The organism is Novosphingopyxis sp. YJ-S2-01, from assembly GCF_016093175.1.
Lineage (GTDB): Bacteria > Pseudomonadota > Alphaproteobacteria > Sphingomonadales > Sphingomonadaceae > Novosphingopyxis > Novosphingopyxis iocasae.
The window spans coordinates 2750792-2763558 of record NZ_JAEDAI010000001.1 but is presented as its reverse complement, the minus strand read 5'-3'; the positions used below and the strand labels follow the sequence as shown (position 1 = coordinate 2763558).

Below are 12767 nucleotides of genomic sequence, written 5' to 3'. Positions count from 1 at the left end.
ACATTTGCAACTATCTTATCGCAATGAGCACCGAAGATCAATCCGGAGACGCTGCGGCGGACGAATTGCGGCTGGACCAGTTCCTGCCCTATCGGCTGTCGCTTGCGTCCAATCTCGTCAGTGAAACGATCGCTGCGACCTATCGATCCCATTTCGGGCTGACGATACCGGAATGGCGGATCGTGGCGGTGATTGCCGAAGGCGAGGGGATGACCCAACGTGACATCGTCCACCGCACGCGCATGGACAAAGTGACGGTCAGCCGAGCTGCCAAAGTGCTGGTAGGCCGCGGGCTAGTGGCGCGGCAGGTTCGTGAGGAGGACAGGCGCAGTCACGCACTGGTGCTGACCGATCAGGGTAAAGAATTGCACCGGCGAATCGGGGCACAGGCGCGCGCGATGGAGCGCGCAATTTTCGGCCGGTTCGAAGCGGAGGAACTGGCGGCGTTCGAGGCGATGCTGCGCCGGATCGATGCCGCGGCGTTGGAGGTGCTGGAAGGGAAGGGGTGAAGAACCAATCCAGGGCGGTTGCGGCATTGCAACCGCCCTGGATTGGTTCGTTGCCCTTCGGGCGCCTCGCAATGACGGTGGTCTGTAGGCTTACCGGCCCTTCCAGTTTCCGTCGCGCTTCTCGATGAACGCGTTCATGCCTTCCACCTTGTCTTCGGTGGCGGTGAGGATCTGGAACAGGCGACGTTCGTGCAGCAGCCCTTGGTCGAGCGTGGTTTCATAGGCCGCGTTCACCATTTCCTTGTTCACCATCGCGGCGAGCGGGGGCATGGCGGCGATCGCCTTGGCGCTCTTGATCGCTTCGTCCATCAGGTCCGCCGCGGGGATCACACGGGCCACAAGACCGGCGCGCTCGGCCTCTTCGGCATCCATCATGCGGCCCGTCAGGCACATTTCCATCGCCTTCGACTTGCCGACCGCGCGGGTAAGGCGCTGCGATCCGCCCATGCCGGGCGCCACGCCCAGCTTGATCTCCGGCTGGCCAAATTTCGCGCTGTCGCTCGCCAGGATGAAGTCGGCCATCATGGCAAGTTCGCAGCCGCCACCGAGCGCGAAACCGTTCACCGCGGCGATCCAGGGTTTGCGCACCGCCTTTACGATATGGCTGGTCCACTTGGCAAAGAAGTCTTCGGCGTAGAATTCGGCGCTCGGCTTGTCGGCCATTTCCTTGATGTCCGCACCGGCGGCAAAGGCCTTTTCGCCCGACCCCGTCAATACCGCGCAGCGCTGGCTGTCATCCGACTGATAGGCTGAGAAAGCGTCGATCAACTCCTCCAGCACCTGCGTGTTGAGCGCATTCAGCGCCTTGGGGCGGTTGAGCGTGATCAGAGTCACGGCATCGCGGGTTTCGGTCGTGATGGTTTCGTAGGTCATCGGGTTTCTCCGGATCAGTCTTCCAGCGGGCGCCATTCCTCGCCCGCAGGCATGGGCGCGAAAATCTCGTCGATCATCGCATCGGTGACGCCCTCGGGCGTCGGCGGGTCCCATTTGGGCGCGTTGTCCTTGTCGATGATCAGCGCGCGCACGCCTTCCAGAAAATCGTGCCGCCCGACGACATGCGCGCCGATGGCATATTCCTGTTTCATCTGGCTGGCGAAGTCGGGCATCTCAGCGCCTTCCTTCAGTTGGCGCAGCGCTACCTTGCAAGTCTGCGGGCTCTTGGTGCCGAGCGTATCGCGTTCCTTCTGCGCCCAATCGCTGTCGTCCTTCTCCAGCGCTTCGAGAATGTCCTCATAGCGATCGCTGGCGAACAGGCGGTTGATCTTGTCGATGTTCGCAGTGATGCGCGCATCCGGCGCGGTGACCGAAAGATCGCCCAAAATACCGGCGATGCGGCCCGGACGCTCGGCAATCCGTTCCTTGGCTTCTTCCAGCTTTTCGGCAGGCAGATAATGGGTGGCGAGGCCGAGGGCGAGGCACTCCGCGCCGTCGATGCGCGCGCCGGTAAGCGCGAGGAACTGGCCGACGCGCCCTTCCAGGCGCGGAAGATACCAGCCGCCGCCCACGTCCGGGAACAGGCCGATGCCCGTCTCCGGCATGGCGAAGCGGGTATTCTCGGTCGCCACGCGGAAGCGCGCGGGCTGAGAAATGCCTACGCCGCCGCCCATGGTGATGCCGTCCATGAACGCAACCACCGGCTTGTCATAGGTGAACAGCTGGTGGTTCAGGCGATATTCGTTCCAGAAGAACTCGCGTGCTTCCTTCCCATCCTTCGCCCCGCTTTCGGCGAGCATGCGGATGTCCCCGCCCGCGCAAAAGCCGCGGCCTTCGCTGTGGTCGATGAGGATCGCCTGCACTGCGTCGTCATGTTCCCAGGCCTTGAGGGCCTCGGTCATACCAAAGCACATATCGGTGGTGAGCGCATGGATCGCGGCCGGACGGTTCAGGCTGATGCGGCCTGCGAACCCCTCGGTGCGGATGATGAGTTGGTCGGTCATGTCACTTTTCCAATTGCCGTGAGCCTTGGGACTTACGGTAATGATTATTGCCGGAGCAGATCGCGCGAGACGATCAGCCGCATGATCTGGTTGGTGCCTTCCAGGATCGAGTGCACGCGCAGGTCGCGCCAGAAACGCTCGATCGGATAGTCCATGAGATAACCGTAGCCACCGAACAGCTGCAGCGCGTCGTTGACGATCTTGGAGCCGCTGTCTGTGGAGAGGCGCTTGGCCATGGCGGCGAAGCGGGTCTTGTCGGGCGCGCCCTCCGTCACCTTGGCGGCGGCGAGGTAAAGAAGCGCACGCGCGGCTTCCAGATCGGTCGCCATATCGGCGAGCATGAACTGGGTGTTCTGGAATTCCGCAACGGGCTTCCCGAACTGCTGGCGATCCTTGGTATAGGCAATCGCCTCGTCTAGGCAGCGCTGCGCACCGCCCAGCGAGCAGGCGCCGATATTCAGGCGGCCGCCGTCGAGGCCCTGCATCGCGATCGAGAAGCCTTGACCCTCTGCGCCGACCAGGTTTTCCACCGGCACGCGGACATCATCGAAATTCACCTGCGCGGTGGGCTGCGAATGCCAGCCGAGCTTTCGCTCCGGCGCGCCGAAGCTGACGCCTTCCATGTCCTTCTCGACCACGAGACAGCTGATGCCCTTGGGGCCCGCATCGCCCGTGCGGACCATGCAGACATAAACCTCATTCTCGCCGCCGCCCGAGATGAACTGCTTGGAGCCGTTCAGCACATAATGGTCGCCGTCGCGCTTGGCCGTGGTCTTCAACGCCGCGGCGTCGGAGCCGGAGCCCGGCTCGGTAAGGCAGTAGCTGGCGATCTTGTCCATCGTGACGAGCGAGGGGAGGTATTTGTCCTTCACCGTCTGGCTGCCGAACGCGTCGATCATCCAGCTCGCCATATTGTGGATCGAAATGAACGCGCTGGTGGAAGGGCAGCCATAGGCCATGGCCTCCATAATCAGGGCCGCGTCCAGCCGGCCGAGGCCGATACCGCCCGATTCCTCAGAGACGTAGATCGAGGCGAAGCCGAGCTCGGCCGCCTTCACGATCGTTTCGCGCGGGAAGATATGCTCTTCGTCCCATTTGCCCGCATGGGGCGTGATTTCATCGGCGGTGAATTTGCGCGCCATCTCCTGGATGGCGCGCTGCTCTTCAGTCAGATCGAATTGGGTCATGGCGACGCTTCTATTCAGATGCGCCGCCGCGTCCAGCCCCAACCGGGCAGGAAACCAGCGCGCGTCAGAGCGAGAGGCGCAGACTAACCCGGAAATCACGCCCAGCCAGCGGCGCATAGTCTTTGAGGAAACTCGCCGCACGGCGGGCCGTCACGTCGAAGATGTTGTTCGCCGACACAATGAGTTGTGTGCGGTTGCTGTCGAACGGACGGAAGGCGAGCGAGGCGTTGACCAGCGTGAAATCGTCGGTCGGCGTCTCGATCGGGGCCACGCGGGTCTGTTTTGCATTATACTCGGCCTCGATGCGGCCGGTCAGCCGGTCAGACTGCGCTTCGATGCCGCCGAGGAGGCGGAGCGGAGGAATGCGCGGCGCTGGGCCGACATCGACGATGGTGGCGTGCACATAATCGGCAATACCGTCGACATTGATCGCATATTCGCCGAACTGCGCGAGACGCGCGGACGCATCGACTTCAAAGCCGTAATAGCGCGCCTCGGCCTGCATGAACTGGTAGACGGGCAGGCCGTCCTCCAGCTCGCCGGTCTGCTGATCGTAGATGAAGTTATCGAACCAGTTGTAGAAGCCGGAAACCGACAGGTTATAGCCGTCGCCCTTGCCCCGCAGCGAGGCTTCCAGCCCCTTGCTGCGTTCCTTGTCGAAATTCGGGTTGCCGATTTCGAAGGCCTGCGTACCGGCGTGCGGCCCGTTGGGGAATAGCTCCTCGGCAGCCGGTGCGCGCTCCGTATAGGTGCCGCTTAGGCCCAGGCGCCATGCATCGGAAAGGCCGTAGCTCGCACCGAGTGATCCGGAGAATGCGTCAAATCGCCGCTCGATGAAGGGATTGCCGAGGTCCGTGTCGGGGAAAGCGTTGAGGATGCTATGTTCGTAGCGCCCACCTGCTTCGGCGCGCAGCGGGCCAAGATCGAAGCTTTGCAGCGTGAAGATGCCATATTGCTGGGTGCGGTTGCGCGGCAGGAATTTCTCTTCGCCCACCACGTTGAAGTCGCGGATCAGCATCTGGCCGCCGATGGCACCTTCCCAGTTGCCGCGACGGGCCTGGACAAGCTCCAGACGCGCTTCGATGCCCTGATTGTAGAAGGTGGTGCCGACTTCGCCGGTATCCTCGATCTCGCTATGCTCGTAATCGGCGAAGCCCGCACGCAGCTTGATCTGCCGCAGGAAACCACCGCCGGTATCGACTTCGGCGCGCAGGTCCGCACGGGTCTGCTTGACGTCCAGACGCACGGCTTCGGCATCTTCGCCGGGCTGCAAAGCATAACGGATCGGAACGCCGTAGAGGCTGTCATACTGGTTGACCGAGAAGCCGATCGAACCGCCTTCGTCGATAAAGGCAAGGCCGGCAGCCAGATCGGACGTTTCCGCCGCGCTGTTGGGCAGCTTGCCTTTGAGGTCCGCCAGTGCGCGGATTTCGGGGTCGGCGCTAGCCGCAGCCTCGGCGCGCAAGGCGGGGGCCAGAATATAGCCGCCGGTCTCCAGATCGCCCGTTTTGGTGTAGCTCGCATCGGCATGGGCCACGAATTTGCCGCCGAAGGGCACGTCGACCGCACCGGAAACCGCGCGCTCGTCCGCGGCGCTTCCATAGGTGGCAAGGCCCTCCGCGTGCAGCGGCGATTCCGGTACGCGGCGCGGAATGCGCGAATCGATCACATTGACGACGCCGCCGATCGCGGACGATCCGTACAGCAAGGCCGACGGGCCGCGCAGCACCTCGATCCGGTCCGCGGTTAGCGGGTTAATAACGACGGCGTGATCCACGCTGGTATTCGATACGTCGAAGCTGCCGATGCCGTCGGTCAGGATGCGCACGCGGTCTCCCTGGAAGCCACGCAATACCGGACGCGAGGCGTTGGGGCCGAAGGAGGTGGCCGAAACGCCCGGCTGCTTTGCCAGCGTATCACCGATAGTCGGGCGCAGTTCGCGCGTCAGCTCGGTCCCGGTGAGGACCGAGGTGCCCGAAAGCACGTCGAGCCGGTTACGCTGGAACGGCGCGGTGACGATGATCTCGGTGGACGGCTCATCATGATAAGCGTCTTGCGTCTGCGCAGTCGTACCGGCCTGCGGGGCAGAGACAGGAGCCGGCGCGGCGGCGTCCGGGGCTGCGGCGGGAACGTCGGGCGCCTTTTCGGCGGCGGCAAGCGGAGACGTGAGGACGGTTCCTGCAAGCAGGAAATAAGCGAATTTCATGTAGGATCGACCGTTCTTTGGGTGGAAAGACTGATCCGGCAGCCGTTACGCAATGATACATCATTACCATAATGCTGCGCGATGAACCGACGTGGCTGTGCGACGAACGGATTAGTTGCGTTCGGTGGTCTCAGCCGGTGTTTGCGTGGTGGGGGGAGTGGTCATGCCGCGCACCTCCAACTCCCGGTCCATCACCTGCATCTGCTCGTTCATTTTCGCGTCGAGCTTCCGGGCGCGCGCTTCGATTTCCTTGGCGGTGTTATCGTACTGCGCATCGAAGTCGGGCTCCTTCTCCTTGCAGGCTGCAAGGAGAACCAAGAGTAGCAATCCAGACGGCGCGGCGCGCATCAATAGTCCTTCTTGTAGCGCACGTTGACATTGGACTGGCCGAAATTGCCGAAGCTACTGAGCACCGAGAGGGCGGGGGTGAGCGTCACTTCCAGCTGCGTCGCGGTGAAGCCACGCGCATCGGTGATGATCTCGATATAGACATCGTCCGTCAGATATTTGCCTGCCGCCAGCGCGGTACCGCGGCCTGAATTGTTGTCCGCGCCAAGGATGCGCAGGCGATCGATGCCGGTTGCAGCCTGCAGCTCACCCAGCGGATTGAACCCGCCCCCGCTGCCGCGCAGGCTGTTGAGCGAAGAAGCGAGCTGAACCGCCTGAATGGCCGAGAGATTGGCAACCGAACTGCCGAAAAGAATGCGGCTGATAATCTCGTCCTGCGGCAGAGCGGGCGTCGAGGTGAAGGAAATCTGCGGGTTCTGCGCGCGGCCGGTGACGTTCAAGATCGCGGTGACACCGCTGACATCGGCGGAGGCGGCTATCTTGATCGTCGGATTGGTAAGCTGGCCGCCATTGAAGGTGATCAGGCCCTCGGTCAGCGTGAAGCTGTTGCCGGCAAAGCCATAGGTGCCGCGTACAAGCGACACATCGCCTGCAATGACCGGATTGGCGGTGGTACCGGTGATCCGCAGGTCCGTCGCCCATTCCGACTCCAGCCCCATGCCGGAAATGTAAATCTGGTCGTCGGCCTTGATCGTGACGGCCAGGTCGAACACCGTCGGCAGCGCGGCGCCGGGCTCCGGATCACCGGTTACCTTCTTCCGGCCGGTGGGCGGCATGCGGCGCACGCCTGTCAGCTTGGGCACTTCAGGGCCGCCCTGGCGGATGATGCGATACCGTGTCTGCGGCAGACGGATGGTGCCAGCGATCTTCGCGTTCGATCCCGGCTGGTTGGTAATCCGGATATTACCGGTGGCCGTCGAACTGATATTGTCGCTGCGTGCCAAGCGGGCATCGTTCAGGTTCAGCTGCAGATCGAGCGGGAAACCCTTATCCGAACTCAGGCTGACGAAGCCCGATCCTTCGACGGTGCCATTGCCGGCCACCGCGCGGAGCGTATCGAGCTGGAAGCGATCATTGCTGAAGCTGCCCGCCAGCTTCATCTGGCTGAGGCGCGTGCCGTAAACCTCATTCTCATAAGTAAGATCGTTGGCGCGCACGAGGCCGTTGAGCTGCGGGCTCTGCACCCGGCCTGCGAAATCGGCGGCAAGTCCGATCGTGCCTTTAAGCGTCTGGTTCGGCACCGCGGCGAAGCTGAACAGCGTGCTCGCAGGGCCATTGTAGCGGATGCCTCCGCCAAGCGGCGCGGCCAAGAGACGCGTGGTCCAGCTGCCCGCACCGGGGGGAAGCGGATTGAGCGTGGCCACCATGCGGCCGATCACGGTGGAACCCTGCCGCAGCACCGCGCGCGCATCACCGCCATCGGGCAGCAGCTTGCCGACGAAGTTGATGTCGACAGGAGTGGAGACGGCGGACAAGCTGGTGCGCGTAAAATTGTCGATGCTGAGCCGCGCATCGGCGCTGGGGAAGCTGGCACCGGAAGGCTGGCTGAAATCAAGGCTGCCGTTCGCCTTGCCGCCCAGACCCAGGCCGGGGCTGATAGTGTTGGCAATCGACAGGTCCACCCCGTTGAGGCGGCTCTGAATCTTCAGTCCGTCGCCATACTGGCCCGCGAGTTGCAGCGATCCGCTCGAAAGGAGCACGGTGACGGGCTGCAGCTGATAGCCACCCTTGCCCGGAATGATGCGTGCCGGATTCTTCGTCTTGAAATCGATGCCGTTGGCGCGCCCGTCCAGCGCAACGCGCCACAGATCGGGGCGCAGATCCGCATTGGCGCCAATCCGGAACGGGACGCCATTGCGCCCTTCGGCATAAAGCTGCGCCTGTCCGCTGCCGCCCTGATAGTTCACCTTGGCACGCGCGGCATTGATATCCAGTTCGCCATAGCTGGTGTTTGCAAACTGCACGTCGGCGACCACCGATGGCTGGGCGTAAAGCGTAACGGTGGCATCGATAATCGCCCTGCCGATCGACACATTGTTCTGGCCGGGCAGCCGGGCATTGTTGGCGCGCGCATTGATGACGGCCTGCTGGACGCCGGAAACCGACGCCAGCCGTACAACGCCGTTGATACCCGATCCATTAGCGTTGAGCTGTCCCGCGAACGGACCCGCGGCGGTCTGCTGCACCCGCCCGTCGAAGGCGATGCCGGCGAAGTTTGCCCGGGCAATATCGATCGTCAGCGCATTACCGGTGATGACGTTGAGGTCTGCGTCAAACGGGCCGTAATCGGTGTCACCCTTGGCCAGCACGGCATAACCTGCATTGCTACCCTTCACCTGTGCCCGGAAGTTGGCGAGGCCGATCCCGAAACCTGGACGGTCTGCGGTCAGTACCGCCGTCGGGTTGGTGAGCGTGCCGGTAAGCTGGAGGCCCAGCGGACCATATTGGCGGGACACCCCCTGACCGCTGAAGCTGATCTGGCCGTCGGGCGAATAGCTGCCCGATCCGCCGGTCAGGCGGAAGGATGGGGAGGCGATATTGAGGTTGCGTACCCGCGCCACGCCGTCGCTGCCAAAGGCGAAATCGGTAGACACCAGCGTGTTGCCGCCCAGGAAGTCGCGCGCGCTCTGGTTGAAGATCTGCGTGGATTGCACGCGGACCTTGCCGCCCAGCGTGAAGCCGCCCTGATTGTTCGCCTTCAGATCTGCATCGGTCCTGATGTTGAAGATGCCGACGCTGTCGATCCGGTAATTGTTGAGCTGACCCTGCAGCGCGCCGGTATAAAGTCCGGTCTCCAGGTTCGCGAGGATCAGCGCTGTTGCCTGCAGACGATCGGACCGGATGCGCAGATTGTCGCTGAGAATGCGCGGGCCATCGATCGCGATGTCGCCGTTCAGGCGTACGTTGGTGAGCAGTTCACCCGCCGTGGCGTTCAGCCCCGTGATCCGCGCCGCACTGGCATTGACCGGCACAAGAATGCGGTTCGAGTCCACTTTTGCCGAGCCTTCGGCAGAGAGGCGCTCAACCACGATATCGTTGAAGCCAAGCGCGGCGGCATTGAGTTTGTAGGCGATGGCGGGCGTCCGGAAATCGCCGTCGAGCACCAGATTGGCGCGAATGCCGCGGCCATTCAGATTGGGCGCCAGCGTGGAAGGTTTGTTCAGCAGGAAATCAAGCTTGAGGCTGTCGAACGCGTTCTTGCCAAGGTCGATCACGCCATTGGTGGCAAGCGCGAAATTGTCGGACGACAGCGTGCCCTTCAGATCGTAGCGGCTGTTATCGACCGCGGTTGTCAGATCGATCCGCGTGACAGGGGAGAGCAGGGCCTGCGTCGGCCCGGTCATGATCAGGCCGGGATTGGTGTCGCCGCGCACGCGGAAGGTGCCGTTTCGCGCGGCAAGGTCCAGCGCCGCGATGCGGTCTCCACCCAGATTGGCGAGCAGACGCCCATTCCAGCGCTGCCAATCGCCTGCACCTTTCAGCTGCGCGGTGATCGGCTGCGCGATATTGGTATAGCTGGCGACGAGACCGTCCGCCGGGGCGCTCAGATCGAGCGCGATATCCAGCTTGTTCTGTTCAGGCGCAGCGTCGAGGTTCACCATCAGTCGGTCACCGCCGGCAAGCCCTTCCTTGCGCAGCGTCCGCGCGTTCAGGGCAAGCTTGGCCACCTGGTTGCGGATATTCACGCTACCATCGAGCGCGGCGATGCTCCGCTTGCCGGCAATCGGTTGTTCCAGGATCAACTCATCGACGTTGAGCTTGTCGACCGTGATGTCGAAGCCCGGCAGCAGCGGGCCGCTTTTGTCTTCGGAGGGAATAAGCTCTGGCAGACGCAGCAGGCGGACCTGCGGCGATTCCAGCGCGTGGATGTCGAGCAGGTTTTGTGTAACGAAATGGAGCGGGCTCCAGTCGACGCGCACGCGCGTCGAGGTGGCGAAGACGCCGTTGGGATCGCGCAGCGTCAGGCCGACCAGCGTCATATCGCCGTAAAGCGAGCCGTCGATCTTATCGACATGGATATCGAGGCCGGAGGCGAGCTCAAGATTGTTGATCTTGTTCACCGCAAAATCGCGGCCAGGCTGGGTGTTCAGCGCAAAGATAGCGGCCACCACCAGCAGGATGAGAGCGGCCACGATGATGCCGAGCCATTTCGCAGCTTTTAGCGCTCGGCGGCGTCCGCGATGGGCGCGCGGCTCATCATATTCGGTGACGGTCTCGGTTACTTCGACTGGTTCGCCTTCGGGCGCTCCGGGTTCCATCTCGCTATCCTTGGCCATCAGAAGGCCTGCCCGATCGAAACATAGACGGACACGATGCTTTCACCCGGCTGGCGATTGATCGGGGTTGCCACATCCAGACGGAAGGGGCCGAAATTGGTATAGAACCGCCCGCCGATGCCCACGCCGTAGCGTAGATCCTTGCCCTTCGGCAGAACGCTTTCATAGACCTGACCCGCGTCGACGAAGGCGACGATGCCGTAATTGCCGAACCGGTAGCGTCCTTCGATCGAGGCTTCATTGAGGCTGCGTCCCCCGATCGGGCGACCGTTCGGGTCTTTGGGACCAAGCTGCTGATAACCATATCCGCGCACCGATCCGCCGCCGCCCGCATAATAACGGCGTGAGGGCGCAAGATCGTTGCGATCGATCCCGGCGATCGCGCCTGCACGCACGCGGCCCGCTAGCACGAAACTTTCGCCGAACGGCTGATAAGCGGTCGCCTCCAGCAGCGTGCGCGCGTAGGTGCGCGTTCCGTCGTTCAGCGCGACTTCGGGCGAAAGGCGTGCGGTGAGGCGATAGCCCTTGGTGGGGTTCAGCAGATCGTTCGACTGATCGAACGTCACCTGGCCCGGCAGCGCGCCGATGAAGTAAAGCTCCTTCTCACGTGCGCCCAGCGCCTCGTTATAACCCTCTTCATAGGAGCCGACGAGTTCGAAGCCATAGCCATAGGTGAGCGGCTTCTGCCAGATCGGCGTGCTGTCATAGCTGATCCGTCCGGCAAGGCGGCCGGTGAGCGCGTTATAAGCGTCGAAGTCGTTGCGCAGGGCGTTCAGCGTCAGCTCGACCGTCCGGTCCCGCTTGCCCGCATTGGAGCGGCGGAAGGTGACGCCCGCGCCCTGTTCCTGCGTTCCCGCCACCGCATGGGCGATGAGCGCCCCCTCCGGCGGAAAGAGATTGCGGTGCTGCCAGCTGCCTTCCACCCGGAAGCCTTGGCCGGTGCCGTAACCCGCGCTTCCCGCGATGGTGCGCGGCGGCCCCGCGTTCTGCACGACATCCAGCGTCACATATTCGGTGCCATCGGGTGCGGTTTCGCCGGTTTGTTTCGGCTCCACCGTGACAGTGTTGAACAGCCCGGTCGCGACCAGCGCCTGTCGCAGATCGTCGGTCTTGCGGCTATCGTACAGGTCTCCGCGCTCGAACCGGGCGAGCAGCGCAACATGTTCGGAATCAAAAGCCAGATCGCCGCTGGTTTCGAACCCGCCGAAGCTGGAACGGGGCCCGGGCGTGATGGGAAGCGTGTAGGCACCGGTAGCGGGCACGGAATCCAGCAGGATATCGCGCTGGCCGATCTCAAAGAAAGGATAGCCGTTTTGCGGCGCGGTGACCGAGAGATTGGCTTCGGCCGCCAGGACGTTGGCCGCAATAATCGGATTGCCGACCTTCAGCCCGAAATTGCTGGTGAGCAAATCCGGCGGCACGATCGGCGGCGAATCCAGCGTGATCGAACCGAAAGTGTAACGCTCGCCTGGCTGCACATTCAGAATGGCGGTCGCTTCGCCTCCCGCCTGCTGCGGAAGCTCGATCCCGCCGGTCACGCTGGCATCGTAATAGCCTTCGCTCTCCAGGATCGTGACCATCAACTGCTGGTCGCTGGTGAGGCGCGCCTGCACCTGCGCGGCATTGGCGGCGGTACCGTCTCCGTCCTTCAGCGCCGAAAGCTCGGCAAAGGTATCGCGGACGTTGTTGTCTTCCACCGCCTTTTCGACCGGCTCCAGCCCTTCGATGCGGTAGGCATATTTGATTTCGACGTCTTGATCGTCGGGCGTCTCACCCTCGATCGTTACCGGCTCGACCTGGAAGTCGGCCAGCGCGGGGAGGGGGGCGTCGATCGCGGGATCGGTAATCGGCGCATCGGCAAGCTGTTCATTGGCATCGCCATCCTGCGCGGCAGGTAGCGCCTCGGCACTGTCGGCATCGGCTGCCTTCCGGTTCTGCTCCTCCTCGGCATCGAGCGCATCCTGGCGCGCGGTGAATTCTTCCATCGATTCCAGCGGACCGTTCATCGCCGGATCGAGTTCGGGCACGACCTTTTCGAACTCCTCGTTCGAAATGATCGGGTCGGCCGGCTGCTGCCCGGAAGGATTCTCCGGCTGCTGCGCTGGACTGTCCGTGGATGCGCTAGCACCGCCGTCCTGCTGCGCCAGAAGCGCTGATGGCGCGGTGGCAATCGCACAGGCAAGAAGCAACTTTATGGAGCGACCTGCTCCCTCGCCGTCATACACCGGCCACAACCTCACCCCTGCTTGCATGGAACTTAGGCTCTTAGCATGGGGTTTCGTAAGCAACTACGCAAAAAAACG

The 12767-nt window shown here is 63.0% G+C and carries 8 protein-coding genes; 1 reads left to right on the top strand and 7 read right to left on the bottom strand.

Going from position 1 to position 12767, the window contains the following annotated elements; all coding sequences use genetic code 11:
• Nucleotides 1-23 precede the first annotated feature (23 nt).
• Nucleotides 24-509: a MarR family winged helix-turn-helix transcriptional regulator gene (locus I6A82_RS13565; protein ID WP_187336877.1), complete on the top strand. Its 486-nt coding sequence runs from the start codon at nucleotides 24-26 to the stop codon at nucleotides 507-509.
• A gap of 90 nt (nucleotides 510-599) precedes the next feature.
• On the opposite strand, the gene I6A82_RS13560 is transcribed toward I6A82_RS13565, so the two are convergent.
• The 7 genes from I6A82_RS13560 to I6A82_RS13530 all read right to left on the bottom strand — a co-directional run bounded on the left by I6A82_RS13560 (nucleotide 600) and on the right by I6A82_RS13530 (nucleotide 12716).
• Nucleotides 600-1382 carry an enoyl-CoA hydratase-related protein gene (locus I6A82_RS13560; protein ID WP_198095299.1) on the bottom strand — a complete coding sequence of 261 codons (783 nt, stop codon included), beginning with the start codon at nucleotides 1380-1382 and terminating at the stop codon, nucleotides 600-602.
• Nucleotides 1383-1396: 14 nt separating this feature from the next.
• A complete protein-coding gene (locus I6A82_RS13555) occupies nucleotides 1397-2446 on the bottom strand; it encodes an enoyl-CoA hydratase/isomerase family protein (RefSeq protein WP_198095298.1) in 1050 nt (349 codons plus the stop codon).
• A 44-nt stretch (nucleotides 2447-2490) separates the two neighbouring features.
• Nucleotides 2491-3633, bottom strand: a complete 1143-nt coding sequence (locus I6A82_RS13550) for an acyl-CoA dehydrogenase family protein (RefSeq protein WP_198095297.1) — start codon at nucleotides 3631-3633, stop codon at nucleotides 2491-2493.
• A gap of 64 nt (nucleotides 3634-3697) precedes the next feature.
• The gene (locus tag I6A82_RS13545) at nucleotides 3698-5839 is read right to left on the bottom strand and encodes a TonB-dependent receptor (protein WP_198095296.1); all 2142 of its coding nucleotides are present in this window, start codon (nucleotides 5837-5839) and stop codon (nucleotides 3698-3700) included.
• Between the two features lie 111 nt (nucleotides 5840-5950).
• On the bottom strand, nucleotides 5951-6187 hold the full coding sequence (locus I6A82_RS13540) for a hypothetical protein (protein WP_198095295.1): 237 nt from the start codon (nucleotides 6185-6187) through the stop codon (nucleotides 5951-5953).
• On the bottom strand, nucleotides 6187-10464 hold the full coding sequence (locus tag I6A82_RS13535) for a translocation/assembly module TamB domain-containing protein (protein ID WP_232343454.1): 4278 nt from the start codon (nucleotides 10462-10464) through the stop codon (nucleotides 6187-6189). Before I6A82_RS13535 ends, I6A82_RS13540 begins: the two co-directional genes overlap by 1 nt.
• Complete coding sequence (locus I6A82_RS13530) at nucleotides 10464-12716, bottom strand: autotransporter assembly complex protein TamA (RefSeq protein WP_198095294.1); 2253 nt, start codon at nucleotides 12714-12716, stop codon at nucleotides 10464-10466. The genes I6A82_RS13535 and I6A82_RS13530 overlap by 1 nt, the downstream gene beginning before the upstream one ends.
• Between the last annotated feature and the right edge of the window lie 51 nt (nucleotides 12717-12767).

Coding starts and splice junctions, on each gene's coding strand:
- I6A82_RS13555 (WP_198095298.1), bottom strand. CDS start 2,446: ATGACCGACCAACTCATCATCCGCACCGAGGGGTTCGCAGGCCGCATC.
- I6A82_RS13550 (WP_198095297.1), bottom strand. CDS start 3,633: ATGACCCAATTCGATCTGACTGAAGAGCAGCGCGCCATCCAGGAGATG.
- I6A82_RS13565 (WP_187336877.1), top strand. CDS start 24: ATGAGCACCGAAGATCAATCCGGAGACGCTGCGGCGGACGAATTGCGG.
- I6A82_RS13545 (WP_198095296.1), bottom strand. CDS start 5,839: ATGAAATTCGCTTATTTCCTGCTTGCAGGAACCGTCCTCACGTCTCCG.
- I6A82_RS13540 (WP_198095295.1), bottom strand. CDS start 6,187: ATGCGCGCCGCGCCGTCTGGATTGCTACTCTTGGTTCTCCTTGCAGCC.
- I6A82_RS13535 (WP_232343454.1), bottom strand. CDS start 10,464: ATGGCCAAGGATAGCGAGATGGAACCCGGAGCGCCCGAAGGCGAACCA.
- I6A82_RS13560 (WP_198095299.1), bottom strand. CDS start 1,382: ATGACCTACGAAACCATCACGACCGAAACCCGCGATGCCGTGACTCTG.
- I6A82_RS13530 (WP_198095294.1), bottom strand. CDS start 12,716: ATGCAAGCAGGGGTGAGGTTGTGGCCGGTGTATGACGGCGAGGGAGCA.